A 22,670-nucleotide genomic window follows, 5' to 3' on the forward strand; every position below is an offset into this window, starting at 1 on the left:
GGGGCGCATCGTAGCATGACTGAGCGGGGCAAAATAGCGGGATCGGCCACGCTTACGGAACGCATTATCAGCGATTTCTCCGAAATCGAGCGTTTATGGGCTTCAGGGCTGGCCCTGCATGGCGCGCCGCAGTCCTTTGCCTGGATCGATTGCTGGCACCGTTGTGTCAACAGCGACTGTTTCGTCGCCGGAATTTTCGATTGTGATCGTCCCGTTCTTCTCCTGCCTCTGGAAGTCGTCCGCCAGAACGGCATGAAAATCGCGCGCTATCCCGGTGGAAACCATGCCAATGGTAATTTCCCGTGGTTAAATGGAGCACAGGCATCCGCAGTCAGCCGCAAGGCGCTGGAACGGCTTGTTGCCACTATCCGCAAAGAACGACCGGATATCGACGCGCTATCGCTGACGCGTCAGCTTGAAGCCGTTGACGATATCGACAATCCGCTTTTTGCGCTGGGGCAGAACAGAAATCCCAATCCGGTCCTGATGGTCTCGCTCGATGGCGGTTTTGATGCCGTGCTTGACCGCACCAACCGCCGCCGGAGATTGAAAAAGCACCGTCAGCACGAGCGCCGCTATGAAGAAGCTGGCGGCTGGCGAATTGAAAAGCCGCAGACACCGGAAGAATCCGACCGGATTCTTGATCTTTTCTTCGTTATGAAAGCCGGGCGTTTCCGGCAGATGGGCATCAGCGACCCCTTTGCCGACAAGGCGATACAAGCATTTTTCAAAGCGCTCTACGGACAGGGTCTCACGGCACAAGCGCCAGTCTGCGAATTACGCTTTCTGGAAGTGGGCGGCATTATCCGCTCTATCGTCGGCAAAAACCTGACAGCGAGCGGACCGACTGCCGAATTTGCCGCTATTGCTGATGACGATATGGCCCATGCCAGCCCCGGCGAGTTTCTGTTCTTCGAAGATATCCAGCGCTGTTGCGATGCCGGGTATTCGGTCTACAGTTTCGGTGTGGGGGATGAACCTTACAAGCGCGACTGGTGCGATATCGAACTTGAAATCTTCGACACCGTTCTGCCGCTCTCGGCGAAAGGCAGGCTCTTTGTGGCGCTGCAAGCCGTACGCAGCACCATCGCCGGCACGATCAAGCGTAATCCCCGGCTCTGGCGGCTCGCCAAACGCATCCGGGCAAAGCTTGCCCGGAAGTAAGTTGCGATTTTGATTCAGCTTTTCAGTATAAGGCGCTGTTTTTGAATCGAATTACACATGTGGCCGCGGGTTCTTATCGTCCACCAGAATGACGACATCCTCATAACCGCCCTGATCGAGATCGAGCGCGGCAAGAGCAACGTCATTGTTCTCTGGATCGACAATGCTCATCACAACTGTTGCGTCGTTTTCGGCCACGCGGCGAATCTGTGCGGCGGAAGACGGACCACATTCGACGATCACGAAGTCATAAACGGTCTCAAGCGCATCGAGGATAAGCGGTAGGCGATCAACGGAGCGCATGGCTTCAACCGGGTCCGCCGAACCCAGCGGCACGACATGTGCCTGCGAGAAACGGTCACTGTGTATCACTTCGTTGAAGCGCTTCTCGCCAATCAGAAGTTCGGTAATGCCGGGCAGCTTATGCCCATCCAGCATTGCGCTGCCCACCGTACCCTGCGCGGTCATATCCACCAGAAGAGCGCGCTTGCCACGGTCAGCGAGGTCGCGCAGCAGACGCACAGTTGTCGCTGACGCTTCATCACCTTCGGGCGAAACCACCACAATGCGCTTATCGCGACCATCAAGCAGACGATTGGCAATGGCTTCCACGCCGTTCGGATTCTTCGGTGCAGACTTGGTCGTCTCCTTCGCCGATGGCGCAGGTGTCGTCCGTGCCTCAGGGCCAGACGATCTCGTTATAAAAGGCACTGTCCAGGAACGGCGCGGCGCAACGGTTCCTTCTCCCTGTTCGGATGCTGTCGGCGGAACTGCGGCGGCTTCGGCAGCAGCCGTAATCACCGGCATTTCAATTTCTTCGACAGCCTCGACGCGTCGGCCGTCGGCTGTGACGAAGGCGCGTCCGCTAAACAGTTCACGCAGCAACACGAAGATCGAGAGTAGCAGTAAAGCCGCCGCAAAGGTTGCCGCAACAGTTGGCAGAACCATTGGGAAATATGGCAGTGCGGGCGTTTCGCCTGGCAGAATGCGTGCATCGACAGGCACATAATTACGATCAATACGCGAAGCCGCCTCGCGATAACGGGTCAGATAGGTTTCCAGAAGCTGGCGCTGCGCTGCCGCCTCACGCTCCAGCGCGCGCAGCTCGACTTCCTGATCGCCCGCCTGTGCGGCCTGCGACTGCACGCGATTGAGTTCGCGCGCCAGCTCGTCTTCACGCAGCTTCGCTGTCGTGACATCGTTTTCAAGGCTGGCAAGCAGCTTGCGACCTTCCGCCTTGGTCTGGCGGTCGAGGTCGATGAGTTGGGAGCGCAACGCTTTGATGCGCGGATGGCCATCGAGAAGCGTCGTCGACAGATCGGCAATCTGCGCATTCAGCTCAATGCGACGCTCGGCAAGCCGCTGCATCATGCCGGAAGCCACAACTTCGGGCAACGTATCCACCGGCGTGCCAGCGGCGAGCGCTTTGCGAACACTCGCCGCCCTCGCCTCTGCCGTGGCCCGGTCGGTGCGAACGCGGGTGAGTTCTGTCGAAACTTCGGAAAGCTGCTGCGATGCAATCGTATTGTTGCTCTGTCCGGTCAGCAATCCACGTGAGGCGCGGTAATCCGCGACCTTTTTCTCGGCATCACGCACATGCGTCCGCAAATCATCGATTTCCGGCGCCAGCCAATTGGTAGCATCGTCATTGGATTGCAGCTTAGCCGCGCTTTGCAGCGCGACATATTCTTCCGCAATGGTATTGGCGATTTGAGCTGCCAGTTGCGGATTTGTCGAAGCATATTGCACGACGATAACACGCGACCCGGTGATGTTATAAACCTGCAAATTCTTGCGCAGTCGCAGCTGGACGCGCTCGTCCGTTGACAGCTTCGCCGGATCGGCGATCATGCCGAGAAGAATAAGGACGCGGCTGGATGGTCTCACTTCGGTTGTGATGAATACGTCATTGCCGGTCAGGTTCAGCTTGTCCGAAACACGTTTCAGAAGATCGCCGGATGTCAGAATTTCAATCTGACTCTTAACACCTTCCGGATCGAGCAAGGGGCGCTCAGCCGGGTTATCGCCGTTCGGACGGGTGAAAACGGATTCGCGAGGCTCAATCACAATACGAGATTCGGCACGGTAATCCGGCGTCAAAAGCAGACAAATGATCCAGGCCAGTGCCGCCGTCAAAAGAGCGCCACCAACAATCAAAAGCCAGTTACGGCGCAAGCTTCCAAAAAGCGCGCCTATATCGATGTCTGCGTCTTTCAACGACGAATCGACTTCCGCCATTTCGTTACTCCGCAGGCGCCCGTCGATCACTGACAATCGTCATTCCCCTTCAGGTCGCATACCCATTTCCGGCCGGAAAAGTAAACGCTTAAGGTAACCATAGGGTTAAGCCCTGAGATTTCAGCGCCATTCAAGCATCCGCTAACACACGTCGTGGCAAAGCCGTTTTCTATAGCTGTCGTAACCTTCCAATACTTCTGTTGCCTCACCCTTCCCTTTTTCCGGAAAGTTTTTTGACCATCTCGGCACATCTTTACCAGCCATTAACCCTAATCAATCGATAACGCAGTGACAGGAATTCATCTGGCCGCGCTTCGGCGACGATCAGTTTCCATAAATGCGGGCGATGCTTTTCGGGGATACCGAGGCGAGACATGATGGCGAAGAAAATTCACAACAAGCGTACAGGCCGTGCTTTGCTCACGGCGCTCGGTCTTGCGGCGATCACTCTGTCGTCAGCGTGCACAAGCTATCGCCCTGCACCGCCAGCCTTTCATGAAGCGCTGAACCAGCCCTATATGCTGGATGCAGGCGATCGCGTGCGCATCACCGTCTTTGAACAGGCAAGCCTGACCAACACCTATAGTGTCGATCAGGCAGGCTATGTGGCTTTCCCGCTCGTCGGCAGCATTCCAGCGCGCGGCAAGACAGCCAAGCAGCTTGAAGGCCTGATTGCATCGAAACTGCGCGGCGGTTATCTGCGAGATCCAGACGTTAGCGTGGAAATCGACCGTTACCGTCCGATCTTCGTGATGGGTGAAGTGGGCGCAGCCGGGCAATATTCCTATGTGCCGGGCATGACCGTTCAGAAAGCGATTGCAGCCGCAGGCGGTTACAGTCCGCGCGCCAATCAGGAAAATGCCGACATCACCCGCCAGTTCAATGGCAAGGTGCTGACGGGCCGGGTTCTGATCTCCGATCCGATCCTGCCTGGCGATACGATTTATGTCCGCGAACGTCTGTTCTGATGGCGATTGATGGCTGATGACGACACTGTTTCCCCTCTGCGTATCGTCCACTGCTTTCGCGAGCCCGCTGGCGGACTGTTCCGCCATGTCCGCGATCTGGTCGGCGCACAAGCGGAAAAAGGTCACCTTGTCGGGATCGTCTGCGACGCAACAACAGGCGGTCCAAGGGAGGATGCGCTTCTAGAAGAATTGCGGCCAAAGCTTGCGCTTGGCCTGCATAGAATTGCCATGCAACGCCATATTGGTATCGGCGATGCAGCGGCGGCACTCAAAGCATACCGCGTTGTCAAGAAATTGCGGCCGGACATCTTGCACGGACATGGCGCCAAAGGCGGCGTCTATGCCCGGCTGTTCGGCTCTGTTCTACGGGTTTTTAGGTCTCGCGTAGCCCGTATCTATTCACCGCATGGCGGAAGCCTGCATTTTGACCGGAAGACGCGCCGTGGCGGCGCTGTCTTTCTGGTCGAGCGGCTTCTTGCCCCCATGACCGATGCGGTGATGTTCGTTTCCAATTTCGAGAAACGAACCTATGAGGAAAAGGTCGGACGACCCCATGGCCTCCATGCAGTCGTCTATAACGGGCTTGCTGACGACGAATTCATCTCCGTACCCGATGCGCCCGAAGCCAGCGATCTTTTGTTTGTCGGCACCATGCGTGATCTGAAAGGCCCGGATATTCTGATCCGCGCCTTGGCGCAGCTTCGCGATCAGGATGGCCTGTCGCTCAGCGCAACCATTGTCGGCGACGGTTCCGAAAAGCCTATCTTTACGGCACTTGCAGCCGAACTCGGCCTCGACGAAAACGTCCATTTCCTGCCCGGCATGGCTGCGCGCGATGCATTTGCGCTCGGCCATATGATGGTCGTCCCTTCCCGTGCGGAGGCGTTCCCCTATATTGTATTGGAGGCACTTGCCGCCGGGAAAACCGTCATTGCCAGCCGCGTTGGCGGCATTCCTGAAATATTCGGCCCTGCATCGCCGGCTTTGTTCGAACCGGCAATGGAAGCGCTTGTCGCTAAAATCCGGGAAACGTGGGGCGGAAAAGACAGTTTCAGCGCGCAAATGCCCGATAATTCACGACTTCGTGAACGATTTGGAGTTGAGTCCATGGCGCATTCTATAGAATTGATTTACCGTGAAACGCATTCGTGAGTACCAAGCAGGTCCGATACCTGCGTGCTCAGAGATTTCTTAGGAATCTGACGATACACATACTCCTGTAAACTGATAAGCGGGACATTATCGTGCGGGACAATGATGCTTTTTCTCCATTTGGACGCAAGGCTATCGAAGCCAGCGCCAAGCAGGATTCGAAGCCGCAAGAACCGGTGGAACTCAGCCCCCTGGCGCAAAGCATAGCTGCGCAATACAGGCGGGACACGTTTTCGCCACTCATGCTGAGCGGCGTCGTACGGCTGGTTGAGTTTGGCCTCATCTTCCTGATGGGCATATTGAGCCTTGGCTATTATGTCGGGCTTCAGAGCAATTATCTGCTTTATTATCCGCTGATCATCATCGCTGGCGGCGTGCTCTATGTCGCGCTGATGGAGATCAATGACGGCTATCAGGTCAATATTCTCCGAAGCCCCACCCACCATCTGCGACGGCTGATCATCAGCTGGGCGGCCACGCTCGGCACGCTTGCAGTGGCTGGCTTTCTGTTCAAGATTTCAGCCCATTTCTCGCGCGGCTGGTTCCTCATCTGGGCGGTCAGCGCCATTGCCGTCATCCTGATTTCCCGCCTGATCATTGCGTGGAAAATCCGCCGCTGGGCCCGCAACGGCACCATGGAGCGCCGCGCTGTAATCGTCGGCGGCGGCCCCAATGCCGAAACGCTGATCCGTTCGCTCGAACAGCAGCCGGACAATGATATCCGTATTTGCGGTATTTTCGACGACCGCGACGACAAACGCTCGCCGCCCGTCGTTGCGGGTTATCCGAAGCTCGGCAACATCAATGAACTGATCGAGTTTGCGCGTATCGCCCATATCGATCTCCTGATCGTTTCGCTGCCGATCAGTGCCGAGGCGCGTGTTCTGGCACTCCTAAAGAAACTCTGGGTACTGCCCGTCGACATTCGCCTGTCGGCGCTCAACAACCACCTGCGCTTCCGTCCGCGCTCCTATTCCTATGTCGGCTCGGTGCCGATGCTGGATATTTTCGACAAGCCGATCAACGACTGGGATTCCGTCGCCAAGCGCATTTTCGACATTGCCTTCAGTATTGTCGGGATCGTTGTTCTGTCGCCGATCATGATTGGCGCCGCCATTGCCATCAAGCTCGACAGCAAGGGGCCAGTTTTCTTCAAGCAGAAGCGCCATGGCTTCAACAATGAAGTCATCAATGTCTGGAAATTCCGCTCGATGTATACCGAGCAATGCGACCCGACTGCGCGCAATGCTGTGACAAAAAACGATCCGCGCGTCACCCGCGTCGGTCGTTTTATCCGCAAGACATCCATCGACGAGCTGCCGCAGTTTTTCAACGTTATCGCCGGATCGCTATCGTTGGTCGGTCCGCGTCCTCATGCGGTGGCCGCGCATTCCAACAATCTTCTCTATAACGAAGTTGTCGACGGCTATTTTGCACGCCATCGCGTCAAGCCGGGCGTAACCGGCTGGGCCCAGATCAATGGCTGGCGCGGTGAAATCGACAATGAAGAAAAGATCACGATGCGCACAGAATACGACCTTTATTACATTGAAAACTGGTCGCTCTGGTTCGATCTCAAGATCCTCTTCCTGACGCCCATCCGGCTTCTCAATACGGAAAACGCCTATTGAGCCAGGCTGCGTCCATAGTTGCGCCGATGCACAATTCCGCGTCCAATACTGGCGCGACAGTGCATCAGCGCCGGGCGCTGAACCGCCTGATCGTCAATTTTGCGGTGGGCTTCGGGGTCTTTCTGCTGGGATTCGTGCTCAGTGAGCCAGCCCCTTATGAAGTCTATATGGCGGGGTTGATTGCCGTTGCGCTGCTGTTCGGGCTTCGCCTGAGCCGAACCAACCTTGTTCTTCTGGCGATCCTTGCGGTGTTCAACTTCGGCGGTGTCATCTCGACCTTGCAGATGGCCGACCTGAAAACAGCCCCGCTCTATATAGCCGTCTCGCTTTTTCTCGCTTTCACGTCGGTTTTCTTCGCCGCAATAATCGAGATGGATTATCGACGGCTGCAAACGATCTTCAAAGCCTATTTGTTCGTCGGTCTGATAGCCGCAATTCTTGGCATTGTGGGCTATCTCAACCTCGTCCCCGGAGCAGACCTCTTCACGCGCTACGGTCGCGCCAAGGGCGCTTTTCAGGACCCGAACGTGTTTGGCCCGTTCCTCATCCTGCCGCTGAGCTGGGCCGTCTACCGCATTCTGACCGGACGCGCGCGCGATATGCTGGTCTATCTGCCTGCCGCCGCCATCCTGACGCTCGGTGTCCTGTTCTCGTTTTCACGCGCAGCCTGGGCCATGGTGCCCCTCGCCTGCTTGGTGATCCTGCTTACCCTGTGTCTGCAAGCCAGCAATAACCGCTTTCGCTTACGCCTGATCCTGATTGCATTGCTTGCAGTTGCCGCTGTAGCGGTGGGATTGCTGATCCTCATTGAAATCCCCGGCATCGGCGATTTCTTTCTGCAACGTGCGCAACTCGAACAAAGCTATGACGCCGACCGCATGGGACGCTTTGCCCGTCACTGGTATGGCATGGTGCTTGCCACGCAACATCCACTCGGTATCGGGCCGCTGGAATTCGGCCCGATGTTCGGCGAGGACACGCATAATAACTGGCTCAAAGCCGCACTCGATTATGGCTGGATCGGCTTTACAGCCTTCGTCACGCTGACCTTCATGACGCTTGGCATCGGCTTTCGCCTGCTGTTCCGCAACAGACCGTGGCAGCCCTTTCTACTCTGCGCTTATGCCACCTATCTGGGACACGTGCTGATCGGCAATGTCATCGATACGGACCATTGGCGGCATTTCTATCTGCTGTTCGGGATCATCTGGGGTTGCGCCGGTCTTGAATATAAATACCGGCGTCAGACAGGCATGTCCCGCGCTACCGCGCCAATCGCCCGCCAGCAGGCACGTGCATAGGAGCTATCGTGCAGTTCATCATCTATGCTGCCGCCGCAATCTGCGAAATCGCCGGTTGTTTTGCTTTCTGGGCCTGGCTGAAACTCGACAAGTCGCCGCTCTGGCTTATACCCGGCATGGCGTCGCTGGCGCTCTTCGCCTATTTCCTGACGCTGATTGAGAGCGACACGGCAGGCCGCGCCTATGCGGCCTATGGCGGCATCTATATTGTCGCGTCCATTGTGTGGATATGGGTTGCCGAAGGCGCAAAACCGGACCGCTGGGATATCACCGGCGCCTGCGTGGCTCTGGCGGGTACCTGCATCATCCTGCTGGCACCGCGGACATAGCGACACTGGTAGTTTTCCCAAGATCAAATGTGCGCATTTTGCCATTTCGCCACTTTTAGGGCTTGCGGAAAATTCCTTTGCATTCTAAGGCTTTCCCCGGCTCGGAGCGTAGCGCAGCCCGGTAGCGCACTTGACTGGGGGTCAAGGGGTCGTGGGTTCGAATCCCGCCGCTCCGACCATTTTCCCTTCCCCTTATTGTTTTCTATTCACAATCTCCGCTTTGCGGGGAGCGTCAAAACGTTTTAACTCCACCATGAAACATGCGGAGGAGTGCAAGCTTGAAAAACGTTCTGATCACCGGCGGCAGCCGCGGCATCGGCAAGGCAACAGCGTTGCGATGTGCAGCAGACGGCTGGTCGATAGCCCTCAATTATGCAGGAAACGCCGCAGCCGCAGCGGAAACCACCGACAGCTTGAAGTGCGCAGGTGCTAAAGCCATCGCCCTGCAAGGCGATATTTCCCGCGAAGAAGATGTGCTTTCCATCTATAACGACGCAGAGCAGGAGTTCGGCGAGTTACACGGCGTCGTGCTCAATGCAGGCATCGTCGCGCAGACCATGCCGCTCGCCGACATGAGTGCAGAGCGCCTGCGCACCATGTTCGATGTCAATGTCTACGGCACCTATCTCTGCGCACGCGAAGCGGCGCGTCGCCTTCAGCCAGGCGGTTCCATCGTCATCGTTTCCTCGATGGCGGCAAAGCTCGGCTCGCCGTTCGAATATGTCGATTATGCGGGTGCCAAGGGCGCGCTCGACACTCTGACCATCGGCCTGTCGCGTGAGCTTGCGCCCAAGGGCATCCGCGTCAATGCGGTCCGCCCCGGACTGATCGAAACGGAAATCCACGCCAGCGGGGGCAATCCCGACCGGGCGGTACAGCTGGGTGCCGGAACCCCGATGGGACGAGCCGGAAAAGCCGAAGAGGTCGCTGAAGCCATCTATTGGCTGCTCAACGACGCCCCCGGCTACACCACCGGCTCGTTTATCGATGTCGCAGGCGGACGCTGAACGGGACTACTTATCCTGAAGCTGGTACGTCTCAGGCGTATAGCGGTAGCCCGCGCCATCCTTCTCAAGATAGGCCACTGACGGGAACGGCATGTGATAGCCGAGAACGGCAGCCGTTCGGTCGCCAGCATGTCGAAGACGCGCTTGCGCGTCGTGACGGCGGTCTCCTTGTCCACATCGAAGGCCACATGCCATTCGGGCCGTTGTAACGTGATGACAAAATGATTGGCGGTGTCGGAAATCAGCATCAACTGTTTGCCGCCGGATTCGACGCGGAATATCAAATGGCCGGGTGTGTGCCCGAACGCTGCGAGAGCGTGAATGCCTGAGACGACTTCGCTGTTGTCTTCCAGAAACGTCGTCTTCTCGACCAGTGGCTTCACGTTCTTGCCGACAAGCTCGGCACCGCCCTTCATCGTGCTGTCCAGCCGCGCGGGGTCGGTCCAGAAATTGAACTCTTTCTGCCCAGCAGCGTAACGGGCATTGGCGAAGGCAGGCTTACCATCTTCCATCAGGCCGCCAATGTGATCGCCATGGAAATGGCTGAGCACCACGAGCGAAACATCCGAGGCCTTGTAACCCGACGCTTCCAGTGCACTGATAAGCTTCCCCTGCCCGTTTGTGCGTGCGCCAGCGCCCATGCCCGTATCGAAAAGGACAAGGTCCTTGCCGGTGTTGATCAGCACCGGCGTAAAGCTGTTCACGAACCGGTCGGCAGGCAGCATGTTCTGTTCAAGCAGCGCTGCGACTTCCTTCGGATCCTGATCGATCGCATAGGTTTTCTCGGGCGCTTCACTTGCCCGGCGTCCATCGGACAGTGTGGTGATTTCAAATTCACCGAGCTGGAAGCGATGGAAACCCGGATTTTCAACTTGTGACGGCTTTTGCACGTTGGAACTGCCCGTGTCGGCTGCTGCTCTTGCGAGGTCCAGCGGCGAAAGCGCCATCCCCGCACTGGCAGCAGATGCTGCAACAATAAAATTACGTCTTGAGATGGTCATCGATCGATCTCCCGGCATAATTGTGAGTAAGAATGACAGGATAACCGAAAATAGCCGCCGATCTACGACTGTGGTGATCAAGTTTATGTTGGCAAGAATATCCTTATGCACCTTGCCACAACCCAGCTAAGACCTTATTTAAATGGCGCGCGGGACGACCCGTGCCTGTGTTCGCATAGGGGACGGCCCCATAGGAGTATCCTATGTCACGGCCAATCGAACAATTCGCCACCAAACATATCGTCAGGTCCAGACTTATTGGCGGCCACGCGGCCAGCCTTGGCGATTTCGTGCGCTTCACGTTCTCGCAACAGGCAGCGCGAACCACATCTGACCTTTAGAAACTGATTCATCGAAACAGTCTAAGTCTCTGATTTTACCCATTTCCAAATATGGAGCACTCACAATGGCATGGGTCTATCTGGCTATCGCCGGCATCCTTGAAGTCGTCTGGGCATTCTTCATGAAGAAGTCGGAAGGCTTCTCCCTTCTGACGCCCAGCATCATCACACTGGTCACGATGATCGGCAGTTTTCTGCTGCTTTCAATCGCCATGCGCAGCCTGCCTCTTGGCACGGCCTATGCGATCTGGACCGGCATCGGCGCGGTCGGCGCTTTCGTCGTCGGCATCTTCATTCTTGGGGAAGCTGCAAGTTTCTTCCGCGTTGCAAGCGTTATGCTCATCCTCGCGGGCATCATCGGACTGAAACTCTCGTCCAGCTGACGATAAAAAGAAGGGAGGCTCCAGCCTCCCTTCTCACTTTCCGCTTGGCCAAGAGCGGTTCCTGTTTTAACAGAATCGTCGGAACCGCTCTATCCATTTGTTTTCACGCATTATCCTACGCAAAACCGCTTCGCACTTTTGCTGGAAATGCTCTAGCGCACCTGATCCAGCAATCGCTTGCATTCCAGAAGATCGAAAAGCGCTTCCTGCAAAAGCGAGCGATTGTCCTTGGACGGGCGCTTGCCATCGGCGCCAATGGGGCCGTCATCTTCGCCCTTCAACAAACCGAACAGCTTGCGCGAGGGCTGCGGGGCCTTGATGCCGCTTGGCAGGGCCATTTCATTATCGGCAGCTTCTTCGGCCGCACGCTTGTCAGCCGCGGCCTGTTTCTGGCGCGTAATGACTTCAATGGCCTGCACATCGCCATTGCCGAGAGCAATGATGAACTGTGGATTGTTTTCGCGCAGCAGACGCTGCACACCCTTGATCGTATAGCCTTGATCGTAGAGCAGATGACGAATGCCCTTGAGCAGCTCGACATCGATTGGACGATAATAGCGGCGACCGCCGCCACGCTTCATCGGCTTGATCTGTGTAAAGCGCGTTTCCCAGAAACGCAGCACATGCTGGGGAAGATCGAGATCCTCCGCAACTTCACTGATCGTCCTGAATGCATCAGGGCTCTTGTCCATCCACCTGCCCTTTCCAGCAGCAACGGCCCGCTCACCGAGCGACCCGTATAGGCTTTGAAATTCCCCTTGCGGTCCGCACGATACGCAGACAGTGACAATAAGGCGGAATGCCACCAGTTTTTCAAAAACCGTGGCCTACTTATACTGTCCGAACGCCGATTGAAACCCGATGGCGTTTCACGCTGAAACTCTTTCCGAAAAGCCTATGCGCTCTCGGATTCGAATATTAGCGAAATGATTCGTTCCACTATATCCATTATATAATATCAGAGCTTTATACGCATCCCTTCACATGGGTGAGGCACAGTAGACAGTCCTTAAATACAAACTCACCCCAGTTTAAATGCGCAAAGCTGCCCCACCTTGCAGCGAAGCAGACCACCGAACCGCGAGTAAGTGAAGTGAGACGGCAGCGTGAACCCGTCATTACGCGCTATGCGCCAGAACGCGCAAACCGCTGCCTTTTGCACCCGAGCTGAAAAAACAAATGCCGCCCGAGGAAACTGGGGCGGCATCGATCCGTATTATTTGCTCTTGGTTTCGCGCTTCTGATGTTCCTGCAGAATACGCTGCTTGAGAACATTGGAAGCCTTGAAGGTCATCACGCGTCGCGGAAGAATTGGTACTTCTTCGCCGGTCTTCGGATTGCGACCGATACGCTCGTTCTTGTCGCGGACCTGAAAAGTGGCAAATGACGACAGCTTCACTGTTTCGCCATTGACGATTGCGTCACAGACCTCGTCGAGAATCATCTCGACCAAAGCCGCCGACTCCGTTCTGGAAAGACCGACCTTACGGTAAACAGCCTCTGCCAGATCAGCCCGCGTGACCGTTTTACCTCCCATAACCGAACCCACCTGGTTAGCGTTTGAACAGATAATATCCTTACGTGACAGGACGTTACACAAATAAAAGCGGCTCGGTCAAGCCGCGAGTTCCCTCGCGGCGGATCAATTTTATTGCTTTTCTTTTCTGATCCGATTTCCAACGTGACAGAGCGCCCTCATTTTGGGGCAATTGGCTTACCAGCGCAGCAAAACCGCACCCCATGTAAATCCGCCACCCATGGCTTCGAGAAGGACCAGATCGCCCTTCTTGATCCGGCCATCCGCAACAGCTGTCGCCAGCGCCAGCGGCACCGATGCAGCTGAAGTGTTGCCGTGCCGGTCAACAGTAATGACGACCTTGCTCTCGGCGATATTCAGCTTCTTGGCCGAAGCGTCGATGATGCGCTTGTTGGCCTGATGCGGCACAAACCAGTCGATATCGTCTGCTGTAAGGCCCGTTTCCGCGAAAGAAGCTTCAATAACGTCGGTGATCATGCCCACAGCGTGCTTGAAGACTTCACGGCCTTCCATGCGCAGGTGGCCAACAGTTTGCGTCGTCGAAGGGCCGCCATCCACATAGAGCTTTTCCTTGTGGCTGCCGTCCGAGCGCAGATTTGCAGCCAGAACGCCACGGTCCGAGGTCAGACCCTTGCCTTCGGCAGCTTCCAGCACCACAGCGCCTGCGCCGTCGCCAAACAGAACGCAGGTCGTGCGGTCGGTCCAGTCGAGAATACGCGAGAAAGTTTCCGCGCCGATGACCAGAACGCGCTCGGCCATGCCGCCGCGAATATAAAGATCGGCTGTCGTGATGGCATAGATAAAGCCGCTGCACACAGCCTGCATGTCGAAAGCAAAGCCCGAAGTGATGCCAAGCTCGCGCTGGATTTCCACAGCGCTGGCCGGGAATGTGTTGTTCGGCGTCGAGGTGGCGACCAGAACAAGATCGATATCCGATGGCTGCAATCCTGCATTTTCGATTGCCGCACGCGCGGCGGCTGCGCCCAGCGAAACCGTGGTTTCGTCATCGCCGGCAATATGGCGTTCGCGAATGCCCGTGCGCTGCACGATCCATTCGTCCGAGGTCTCTATGACACCCTCAAAGTCGGTGTTTTTCATGACCCGCTTCGGCAATGCCGAACCGATACCCCGCACGACAGATCGTATCATTTTTTATTCCTGTCCTCATATACGAACGGAACGAGGCTGTTGCCCGCACCGTCGAAATCCGCGCCCACTGGAGGGGCAAATAATTATTTGGCCGCTTCGCCGCCTTCACTGGACGAAACATGCGGGTGACTGTGGTGAAAATGCGCCAAATCGGCTTCAATCTTTTCCAGAAGACGATTGCGCACCATGTCGTAGCCCACTTCAACCGCCGAGCAGAAGCCTTCAGCATTCGCGCCGCCATGGCTCTTGATGACGATGCCGCTCAAGCCAAGGAACACACCGCCATTGACCTTGTTCGGGTCCATCTTTTCGCGCAGGCGATCAAAAGCGCCCTTGGCAAAGACATAGCCGATCTTGGCCAGCAAAGTGCGGGTCATGGCCTGGCGGAGCAATGTCGCCATCTGACGCGCCGTGCCTTCGGCAGCTTTAAGAGCAATATTGCCGGTGAACCCTTCGGTCACCACGACATCGACGCTACCTTTGCCGATGTCGTTGCCTTCCACGAAGCCGGAATATGCCAGACCGTCCAGCGGTGTATCGCGCAGGATCTGACCGGCTTCCTTGATCTCGTCGAGACCCTTGACCTCTTCCGTGCCGACATTCAGCAGGCCAACCGTCGGCTTGCGCACTTCAAACAGCGCGCGCGCCATGCCAGCGCCCATCACGGCGTAATCGACCAGCTGGCGCGCATCGGCGCCGATCGTCGCGCCGACATCCAGCACAATGCTTTCACCACGCAACGTCGGCCAGATGCCCGCAAGCGCCGGACGTTCAACATCCGACATCATCCGCAGGCAGAATTTCGACATGGCCATGAGTGCGCCCGTATTGCCTGCAGAAACACAGGCATCGGCTTCGCCGGTCTTCACGGCCTCAATGGCCTTCCACATCGTGGACTTGCCGCGCCCGTTGCGCAGAGCCTGGCTGGGCTTGTCGTCCATACCAATGGAAACTTCACAGGCACGAAACTCGGATGCGGCCTGCAACTTCGGAAAGCGCGCCAACACCGGCTCGACCTGTCCGGCCAGACCGAAAAAGATAAAACGCATGTCGGGATGGCGCTCAAGCGCCTTTGCCGCGCCGGGGACGACCACTTCAGGACCGAAATCACCGCCCATCGCGTCAATCGATATTTTTACCACTCTTGATTATTCCTGTTCGATCCCTGCTCCCGGGCCGCGCTCAAGACGCGGCAGGGCTTTTTTGGCGAAAATAGTGGTTTTACGTTGCCGTACAACAATATTTTCTCAAACTCGTCGCAAATCACCGTTGATCACGGCTTCTTGTGCCATTCCGAAAGCTTTGCGAAGGGCGACTCTGGCTTGTCATCCTCATCATCCGCATCCCCAAAAACCTGGGGTTCGGCATCGTCCGGCAGACCGGGCTTGCGCGGATAAGGATCGATTGCCAGTTCGAAAAACTCTTCCGCAACCACACCGACGTCGATCCGGTCACCGACAAAGGTTTCCGGACTATCGGCACCATCGGCATCGAGCAGCATTTCGCCGCTCTCATCGAGCTGAACGCGGGCCAGACGCGAATTTTCCGGAACGAAAATCGTGTCGACTTCTTCTGCAATCACATTGGTCAACGGTTCCAGCGTGGTGACGCAGGCCTGCACGATCTCCGCATCAATGCGTCCGCGCACGCGGATGCCGTCCTTTTTCCACGGCGTCAGCAGAAATTCGGCCGAAAACGAATTCACCGCCTCAAGCGCATGGCTGGCGGCGAGCTGAGCGCGCTCTTTCTCATCGGTGCCGATTGTTACTGTCACGCCCTTCTGGGGCAGGTGCAGAACCGGAACGGGATAGCTCAGCGCCGGTTTATCAGTCATTTTGTTTTGCCTCTTCGGTATTGTCATGCGTCAGCGCCAGATCGTCGGCATCCATAAAGGAAATCTCGCCAGCCACCAGTGTACTATCGTCGATTGCCCGCAATCGGTCGCGACAACGCAGAACATATTCGCCTAAATGGCGAGCTTGTGGCCAGAATTCCAGATCGGGCCTAATATTTCGCGTCAATGCGGCGGCAAGCGCCTCCGCATCATCGGTATCGAGCGCCGCACCATAGGTCGCCACACGGCCATAAAACATGCGGGCGAGTTTTTTCATGCGTTTTGGAACGCCCTGATCGCCGATTCCTAATTCGCGCAGCGAGTGATCGACATCCTTGAAAAACTCGTCGGCCACTTCCTGAGCAAGCGCCATCAGAGCCTGATTGTCACCGCGCATACGGTGCAGTGTCAGGAAAATATGCACCGACAACATCTCATACCGGCCAAGTGGCGTATCCGGCACATGAAATTGTGCATAAAACCGTTTTTGCCGCGCCGCTGCCACGATCGCCTCGTACACGCGGAGCACGATAGCCTCATTGGCCTTCGATTTGCGGCGGAAAAGTTGGAGAATCATCCCTGTACGACCGTTCCAGTTGCATATAGAAGCAAGGTGGTTTACCGAAGTTCTCCCGACGGCGAAAGTGCCGCGCTGATAATAGAATTATGGAGAGGTCTTTGTTGCAGCGGATTTTCTCAACTGTGCGTTCCGGCGCATCATCAGGTGCACGCAAGCAGCGTGCTCTTCTGGCTGGTACGGCAATTCTGTTTTCGGCCGCACTGGTCGGATGCAACACCGCATCCACGCTGAACCCGTCCGAAACGCTGACCGAAGGCTATGTGCTCGATCAGCAGGCACTTGATTCGGTACCGGTCGGCTCCAGCCGCGAGCAGGTTCTGCTGGCGCTCGGCACGCCATCGACCACCGCAACCTTCGATAATGAAGTGTTCTACTACATTTCGCAGAAGCGCCACCGCATGGCGCAGTTCATGAAGCCAAAGCTGGTCGACCGTCAGATTCTTGCGATCTATTTCGACAAGGACGGCAAGGTTCAGCACATTGCCAATTATGGCATGAAGGACGGCAAGCTGTTCGATTTCGTATCGCGCACCACGCCAACCGGCGGCAAGGACCAGACCTTCCTCGGTCAGGTTATTCAGGGCGTTTCCAAGGCCCCGACCTCCGTGCCAGGTGCTGGCGCAGGCGGACCTGGCGGCAGCTAATCACTGCAAGATCGAATTCAAAAGAAAACCCGCCTCTCGGCGGGTTTTTTTTATTTTGGACCTTTCAGAACCTGATCAAGCCATATGCGCCAGCACTGCAAGCAGCAGAAGTGCGACGATATTGGTGATCTTGATCGCCGGATTGACGGCCGGACCAGCGGTATCCTTGTAGGGATCGCCAACCGTATCGCCCGTTACCGAAGCCTTGTGTGCTTCCGAACCCTTCAGGTGCTTCACACCATCGGCGTCGGTAAAGCCGTCCTCGAAGCTCTTCTTGGCATTGTCCCATGCACCGCCACCGGAAGTCATGGAAATGGCCACGAAAAGCCCGTTGACGATGACGCCGAGCAACGATGCGCCAAGCGCTGCAAAAGCAGCGGCCTTGGAGCCTGAAATCAGCAGCACGCCGAAATAAACCACAAGCGGTGCCAGCACCGGCAGAAGCGACGGAATGATCATCTCACGGATTGCCGCTTTGGTCAGAAGATCGACCGCGCGCGCATAGTCCGGGCGTTCCTTGCCGGTCATGATGCCCGGCTTTTCCTTGAACTGGCGACGAACTTCCTGCACCACCGCACCGCCTGCGCGACCCACAGCCGTCATGGCCATGCCGCCGAACAGATAGGGAATCAGACCGCCGAAGATCAGACCTGCCACCACATAGGGATTGGACAGATCGAACGATACCGGTCCCATATCCGCGAAATACGGATAGGTCTGGCCGTTGGCCGCGAAGTAAGCAAGGTCGTTGGAATAGGCCGCGAACAGCACCAAAGCGCCCAAGCCTGCCGAACCGATGGCGTAGCCTTTGGTCACAGCCTTGGTCGTGTTGCCCACGGCATCCAGCGCATCCGTGGACTTGCGCACTTCCGGATCAAGACCGGCCATTTCCGCAATACCACCGGCATTGTCTGTCACCGGACCGAAAGCATCAAGCGCCACAATCATCCCGGCAATGCCCAGCATGGCCGTGACCGCAATGGCCGTGCCGAAGAGACCTGCCAGCTGATAGGTGCTGATAATGCCGCCAACGATTACGATGGCAGGCAATGCGGTTGATTCCAGCGAAACTGCAAGGCCCTGAATGACATTCGTGCCATGCCCCGTCACGGAAGCCTGCGCGATGGAATTCACCGGGCGCTTGTTGGTGCCGGTATAATATTCGGTGATCACCACGATCAGGCCCGTCACAATGAGACCGATCAGACCGCAGATGAACAGATTGGTGCCGGTGATGCTCTTACCGGCCACGGTGCCGATTTCGCCCCAGCCAATCGTCAGCGTGTTGGCAACCCCAAGCCCGATTATGGACAAGAGACCCGTTACGATCAGGCCCTTATAGAGAGCGCCCATGATCGAGCCGTTGACGCCAAGCTTGACGAAGAACGTACCGGCAATCGACGTGATCACGCAGGCTCCGCAGATCAGCAGCGGATAGAGCATGACGCTTGGCAGCACGTCCGAACCGTTGAAGAAGATTGCACCCAGAACCATGGTCGCGACCACGGTAACGGCGTAAGTCTCGAACAGATCGGCCGCCATACCGGCGCAGTCGCCGACATTATCGCCCACATTGTCGGCGATGGTTGCCGGATTGCGCGGATCGTCCTCCGGAATACCCGCTTCAACCTTGCCGACCAGATCGCCGCCAACATCCGCACCCTTGGTGAAGATACCGCCGCCCAGACGGGCAAAGATCGAAATCAGCGATGCGCCAAAGCCGAGCGCCACCAGTGCATCGATAACCGTGCGGTCGGCGGGCGCATAGCCCAGCCAGACAGTGAGAATGAAATAGTAGACGGATACGCCCAGCAGCGCGAGACCGGCCACCAGAAGGCCGGTAACGGCACCGGACTTGAAAGCCATTTCAAGTCCGCCTGCCAGGCTTAAGGAAGCGGCCTGTGCTGTGCGCACATTGGCGCGCACCGAAACATGCATCCCGATAAAGCCTGTGACACCGGACAGAATTGCGCCGATGAGAAAGCCGATGGCGGCGCTCAGCGACAGCAAATACCATGCGGCGAGAAACACAACGACACCGACAATCGCAATCGTGGAATATTGTCGTGTGAGATAGGCCGACGCACCTTCGCGGATGGCGCCAGCGATTTCCTGCATACGCGGCGTTCCCTGATCAGCCGCCAGGATCGAACGGATCGACCAGAAGGCGAAAAGAACGGAAACCACGCCGCAGGCAATAACGAGAAGTAAAACTGCCACTCCCATTTGCATAAAGGCCAACTCCTATTGAGTTTGCGCCGGCTACCGTCAGATCGACCTCAGATAAACATCCGATACTGGGTAATTAACGGCAGGCATATGCGCATGAAGGCCCGAAAACCCCTCCCCGGGCCGATTAGAGCGGCATGGAAAGCGCCTGAAGCCACCACGTCTTACCGGGCTTCAACGGTATGGTTCATCAGGAACTTAACACCTTGAAATCAAATAATTAGAAAGTTCCCTTGTAGTCGGTCATTCTCAATGCCGCATGACCAACATGCGAAACGGTTGAACAAACGTCAAGCCGTTCTTTGCCAGCATACAATGAAAGAAGGGCTGTGATTTCTCACAGCCCTTTCTATTCTTATCCTGATCTATAAGCCGTTACTAATGGCGCGGCTTGGCCCCACGGCTTTCGCCACGAATAACGAAGGCAAGGCGGTCGAGCACCGCGTTGACAAGCTTTGGCTCGTCTTCAGTGTAGAAAGCCTTGGCAATATCGACATATTCCGAGACAATCACAGCGGTCGGCACATCATTGCGCGACGTCAGTTCCCATGCACCGGCGCGCAGGATCGCGCGCAGCGTGGAATCAAGACGCGACAGCGGCCAGTCTTCGGTCAGCGCCTGATGGATCATCGGATCGAGCTTCAGCTGGCTGTCCACAACACCGGCAACGATAGCGCGGAACCATTGCGGATCGGCATCAAGATATTGCGTGCCGTCCACTTCCTTGCCGAGGCGGAAGGCTTCGTATTCTGCGACCACTTCCATCACGCCCGTACCGGCAACGTCCATTTGGTAGAGCGCCTGTACAGCCGCAAGGCGGGCAACGCCACGCTTGTTCGCCGTACGCGGCAGGTTTGGTGTCGGGCGACCTTCTGCGGAAGAACTCATAATATTCAGGCTCCGAATTTCTTACGCAGGTCAATCATGGTCAGTGCGGCGCGGGCAGCAAAACCGCCCTTGTCCTTGTCAGTACGGCGCGCACGCGCCCATGCCTGCTCGTCATTTTCGACGGTCAGAATGCCATTGCCGATGGCAAGGCTTTCTTCAACCGCGAGATCCGTCAGCGCACGGCAGGATTCGTTTGCAACGATGTCGAAATGATAGGTTTCGCCGCGGATAACCGTGCCAAGGGCGACATAGCCGTCATAGTCGGTGCCGCCATTGTCTGCGCCGTCGAGGGCGAAGGAAATGGTAGCCGGAATTTCCAGCGCGCCCGGTACGGTCACGACGTCATAGGTCACGCCCGCATCGTCAAGGGCTGCCTTTGCGCCATCAAGAAGCGCATCGGCTAGATCGTCGTAGAAACGCGCTTCAACAATAAGCAAATGCGGCGCATGCGCCTCGTGATCGGACATGAGAAACTCCATGACAAATTTTGCGGACCGCAACACCTGCGGTCAACGCTCAAATCGGGATATGCTTTTACAGCCTGGAATTTTAGGCTGTAAGCCTATTTCCGATATTGCGCAAGCCTTGCCGCATAGCGTGCGAGCTGGTCGATCTCGATATTCACCTTGTCGCCCGCTTTTCGCTGTCCCCAGGTGGTCACTTCCAGCGAATGACGGATGAGCAAAACGTCAAATTCATTACCGTGCACACCGTTGACCGTCAGCGACGTGCCGTCCAGTGCGACCGAACCCTTCTGGGCGATGAATGGCGCCAGTTCTTCCGGCGCACGCAGGGTAAAGCGCACCGCGTCGCCCTCGTCCTTGCGTTCAACGATTTCGGCCTGTCCATCGACATGGCCGGAAACGAGATGTCCGCCCATTTCGTCGCCAAGCTTCAGCGAGCGCTCCAGATTGATGTTTGTTCCATTTTCCCAGGTGGAAATGGTGGTGAGACGCAGAGCCTCTTCCCATGCCTCGACTTCGAACCAGCGGGCATTGGTGCCCTTTTCCGGCAGTGCAACGACAGTCAGGCAAACACCGGAACATGCAATCGAAGCGCCAAGCTCGATCGTTTCTGGGTCATAGACGGTTTCGATACGCAGCAGCACGCCTTCATTCAGCGGCTTGATCCGGTCAACCTTGCCGATATCGGTAATTATGCCTGTGAACATCAAGTCTTCCTTACATATTCCGCAAAGGCATCGTCACCGTAACGCGCCTGTCTGAGAATTTTGAATTCTTCTGCGATATGGGTTTCAAGACCGGGCACGGCAACCCCATCGGCAGTACCAATTTCTATTGGCGAGCGAAAGGTGATCAGGCGGTCAACCAGCTTTTCATCCAGAAAGCTCTTTGCGACGCCCGCGCCGCCTTCCACAAGAACAGAACCAATCCCCTGCGCGGCAAGATCGTCCATCAACTCCGGCAACGCAATTCGACAGTCATCTGTCTCGGTCGCCAGAATGCGGCACCCCGCCGCCTTCAGCTCATAGCGCCGTTCCGGCGATGCTTCTTCGCTGCAAGCGATCCAGAGCGGCTGCGCATCTGCCGATTGAACCAGCTTGGATGACAGGGGCAAACGAAGCCCGCCATCCAGCACAACCCGTATGGGTGAGCGTTGTTCCAGCCCCGGCAGACGACAGTTCAAAACCGGATCGTCAGCGAGTGCTGTTTCGATACCAATCAGGATAACATCGGTTTGCGACCGTAAGATGTGCGACTGCGCGCGTGACACCGGACCGGTAATCGGGACCTGACCTTCGCCTCTTTTACCGATCATGCCATCGGCGGAAAGTGCAAGTTTCAGAATCACTTCCGGGCGTTTTCTGGAAGATCGATTCAAGTAGCCTGCGAGATCATTGGCGGCCTTTTCAGCGAGGACGCCCGGCACCACTTCAATGCCCGCTTCGCGCAGGATGGCAAAGCCCTTGCCGCTAACCCGGTCGTCTGGATCAGTGGCCGCTACGACAACACGGGCCACACCGGCACGCACCAGCGCTTCGGCACAAGGCGGCGTGCGACCATGATGAGCGCAAGGTTCCAGCGTGACATAGGCCGTTGCGCCACGCGCCGCCTCGCCCGCATCGGCAAGTGCCTGCGGTTCGGCATGCGGCCTGCCGCCAACTGCCGTGACGCCGCGCCCGATAATGACGCCGTCCTTGACGATCAGCGTACCGACAGATGGATTTGTTCCCGTCAATCCCTTGTGACGGCGGGCATAACGGATCGTCGCTTCCATGAAGCGGATATCATCCGAGGTCACCTGCGAATGCGGTAGTTCCAGTGCGGTCATGC

At 56.8% G+C, this 22,670-nt stretch carries 22 protein-coding genes, 1 tRNA gene and 1 pseudogene; 11 read left to right on the forward strand and 13 right to left on the reverse strand.

Annotated features, from left to right (window positions below):
* The first annotated feature begins 15 nt into the window (after window positions 1-15).
* Entirely contained in the window at window positions 16-1,164 is a 1,149-nt protein-coding gene (locus ACTJKP_RS08735) for a GNAT family N-acetyltransferase (protein WP_440630362.1), read from the forward strand.
* Between the two features lie 51 nt (window positions 1,165-1,215).
* Here ACTJKP_RS08735 and ACTJKP_RS08740 read toward each other — a convergent pair whose 3' ends face one another.
* Window positions 1,216-3,402 carry a GumC family protein gene (locus tag ACTJKP_RS08740; RefSeq protein ID WP_440630363.1) on the reverse strand — a complete coding sequence of 729 codons (2,187 nt, stop codon included), beginning with the start codon at window positions 3,400-3,402 and terminating at the stop codon, window positions 1,216-1,218.
* 377 nt (window positions 3,403-3,779) lie between these two features.
* Here ACTJKP_RS08740 and ACTJKP_RS08745 point away from each other — a divergent pair, with 377 nt between their 5' ends.
* The 7 genes from ACTJKP_RS08745 (at window position 3,780) to ACTJKP_RS08775 (ending at window position 9,790) form a co-directional block, all read left to right on the forward strand.
* Window positions 3,780-4,370 carry a polysaccharide biosynthesis/export family protein gene (locus tag ACTJKP_RS08745; RefSeq protein WP_371836102.1) on the forward strand — a complete coding sequence of 197 codons (591 nt, stop codon included), beginning with the start codon at window positions 3,780-3,782 and terminating at the stop codon, window positions 4,368-4,370.
* Window positions 4,371-4,379: 9 nt separating this feature from the next.
* Complete coding sequence (locus ACTJKP_RS08750; protein WP_440630364.1) at window positions 4,380-5,522, forward strand: glycosyltransferase; 1,143 nt, start codon at window positions 4,380-4,382, stop codon at window positions 5,520-5,522.
* A 92-nt stretch (window positions 5,523-5,614) separates the two neighbouring features.
* Window positions 5,615-7,153, forward strand: coding sequence for an undecaprenyl-phosphate glucose phosphotransferase (locus ACTJKP_RS08755; protein ID WP_440630365.1), 1,539 nt, complete (start codon window positions 5,615-5,617; stop codon window positions 7,151-7,153).
* Between the two features lie 26 nt (window positions 7,154-7,179).
* On the forward strand, window positions 7,180-8,454 hold the full coding sequence (locus tag ACTJKP_RS08760) for an O-antigen ligase family protein (protein ID WP_440630492.1): 1,275 nt from the start codon (window positions 7,180-7,182) through the stop codon (window positions 8,452-8,454).
* Window positions 8,455-8,462: 8 nt separating this feature from the next.
* Entirely contained in the window at window positions 8,463-8,783 is a 321-nt protein-coding gene (locus tag ACTJKP_RS08765; RefSeq protein WP_078340517.1) for a YnfA family protein, read from the forward strand.
* A 102-nt stretch (window positions 8,784-8,885) separates the two neighbouring features.
* A tRNA-Pro gene (locus tag ACTJKP_RS08770) sits at window positions 8,886-8,962 on the forward strand.
* A gap of 99 nt (window positions 8,963-9,061) precedes the next feature.
* A complete protein-coding gene (locus ACTJKP_RS08775) occupies window positions 9,062-9,790 on the forward strand; it encodes an SDR family oxidoreductase (RefSeq protein ID WP_440630366.1) in 729 nt (242 codons plus the stop codon).
* Window positions 9,791-9,796: 6 nt separating this feature from the next.
* On the opposite strand, the pseudogene ACTJKP_RS08780 reads toward ACTJKP_RS08775, so the two are convergent.
* A pseudogene (locus ACTJKP_RS08780) lies at window positions 9,797-10,791 on the reverse strand (MBL fold metallo-hydrolase).
* 203 nt (window positions 10,792-10,994) lie between these two features.
* Between ACTJKP_RS08780 and ACTJKP_RS08785 the strand changes: the two are divergent.
* Window positions 10,995-11,132, forward strand: a complete 138-nt coding sequence (locus ACTJKP_RS08785) for a hypothetical protein (protein WP_440630367.1) — start codon at window positions 10,995-10,997, stop codon at window positions 11,130-11,132.
* A 65-nt stretch (window positions 11,133-11,197) separates the two neighbouring features.
* Window positions 11,198-11,515, forward strand: a complete 318-nt coding sequence (gene sugE / locus ACTJKP_RS08790) for a quaternary ammonium compound efflux SMR transporter SugE (protein WP_078340514.1) — start codon at window positions 11,198-11,200, stop codon at window positions 11,513-11,515.
* Window positions 11,516-11,667: 152 nt separating this feature from the next.
* Here sugE and ACTJKP_RS08795 read toward each other — a convergent pair whose 3' ends face one another.
* From ACTJKP_RS08795 to ACTJKP_RS08820, 6 genes are all read right to left on the reverse strand, one after another.
* Entirely contained in the window at window positions 11,668-12,207 is a 540-nt protein-coding gene (locus tag ACTJKP_RS08795) for a MerR family transcriptional regulator (RefSeq protein WP_138785870.1), read from the reverse strand.
* A gap of 524 nt (window positions 12,208-12,731) precedes the next feature.
* Complete coding sequence (locus ACTJKP_RS08800; protein WP_078340512.1) at window positions 12,732-13,052, reverse strand: integration host factor subunit alpha; 321 nt, start codon at window positions 13,050-13,052, stop codon at window positions 12,732-12,734.
* Window positions 13,053-13,229: 177 nt separating this feature from the next.
* The gene (locus tag ACTJKP_RS08805; RefSeq protein WP_078340511.1) at window positions 13,230-14,201 is read right to left on the reverse strand and encodes a beta-ketoacyl-ACP synthase III; all 972 of its coding nucleotides are present in this window, start codon (window positions 14,199-14,201) and stop codon (window positions 13,230-13,232) included.
* 83 nt (window positions 14,202-14,284) lie between these two features.
* Window positions 14,285-15,343: a phosphate acyltransferase PlsX gene (plsX, locus tag ACTJKP_RS08810; protein WP_113533931.1), complete on the reverse strand. Its 1,059-nt coding sequence runs from the start codon at window positions 15,341-15,343 to the stop codon at window positions 14,285-14,287.
* 131 nt (window positions 15,344-15,474) lie between these two features.
* Window positions 15,475-16,035, reverse strand: a complete 561-nt coding sequence (locus ACTJKP_RS08815) for a YceD family protein (RefSeq protein ID WP_440630368.1) — start codon at window positions 16,033-16,035, stop codon at window positions 15,475-15,477.
* Window positions 16,028-16,612 (reverse strand): ubiquinol-cytochrome C chaperone family protein, encoded by a 585-nt coding sequence (locus ACTJKP_RS08820; RefSeq protein WP_078340508.1) that lies wholly within the window; start codon window positions 16,610-16,612, stop codon window positions 16,028-16,030. Before ACTJKP_RS08820 ends, ACTJKP_RS08815 begins: the two co-directional genes overlap by 8 nt.
* 89 nt (window positions 16,613-16,701) lie before the next feature.
* Here ACTJKP_RS08820 and ACTJKP_RS08825 point away from each other — a divergent pair, with 89 nt between their 5' ends.
* Window positions 16,702-17,259, forward strand: coding sequence for an outer membrane protein assembly factor BamE (locus ACTJKP_RS08825; RefSeq protein ID WP_078340507.1), 558 nt, complete (start codon window positions 16,702-16,704; stop codon window positions 17,257-17,259).
* Between the two features lie 75 nt (window positions 17,260-17,334).
* Here ACTJKP_RS08825 and ACTJKP_RS08830 read toward each other — a convergent pair whose 3' ends face one another.
* The 5 genes from ACTJKP_RS08830 to ribD form a co-directional block, all read right to left on the reverse strand.
* Entirely contained in the window at window positions 17,335-19,491 is a 2,157-nt protein-coding gene (locus ACTJKP_RS08830; RefSeq protein ID WP_151591227.1) for a sodium-translocating pyrophosphatase, read from the reverse strand.
* Between the two features lie 375 nt (window positions 19,492-19,866).
* On the reverse strand, window positions 19,867-20,376 hold the full coding sequence (gene nusB, locus ACTJKP_RS08835; RefSeq protein ID WP_078340505.1) for a transcription antitermination factor NusB: 510 nt from the start codon (window positions 20,374-20,376) through the stop codon (window positions 19,867-19,869).
* A 5-nt stretch (window positions 20,377-20,381) separates the two neighbouring features.
* Window positions 20,382-20,843 carry a 6,7-dimethyl-8-ribityllumazine synthase gene (locus ACTJKP_RS08840; RefSeq protein WP_440630369.1) on the reverse strand — a complete coding sequence of 154 codons (462 nt, stop codon included), beginning with the start codon at window positions 20,841-20,843 and terminating at the stop codon, window positions 20,382-20,384.
* A 95-nt stretch (window positions 20,844-20,938) separates the two neighbouring features.
* A complete protein-coding gene (locus ACTJKP_RS08845) occupies window positions 20,939-21,547 on the reverse strand; it encodes a riboflavin synthase (protein WP_280991928.1) in 609 nt (202 codons plus the stop codon).
* Window positions 21,547-22,668: a bifunctional diaminohydroxyphosphoribosylaminopyrimidine deaminase/5-amino-6-(5-phosphoribosylamino)uracil reductase RibD gene (gene ribD, locus ACTJKP_RS08850; protein WP_440630370.1), complete on the reverse strand. Its 1,122-nt coding sequence runs from the start codon at window positions 22,666-22,668 to the stop codon at window positions 21,547-21,549. The genes ACTJKP_RS08845 and ribD overlap by 1 nt, the downstream gene beginning before the upstream one ends.
* Between the last annotated feature and the right edge of the window lie 2 nt (window positions 22,669-22,670).

Source organism: Brucella sp. 22210 (assembly GCF_052045675.1).
Lineage (GTDB): Bacteria > Pseudomonadota > Alphaproteobacteria > Rhizobiales > Rhizobiaceae > Brucella.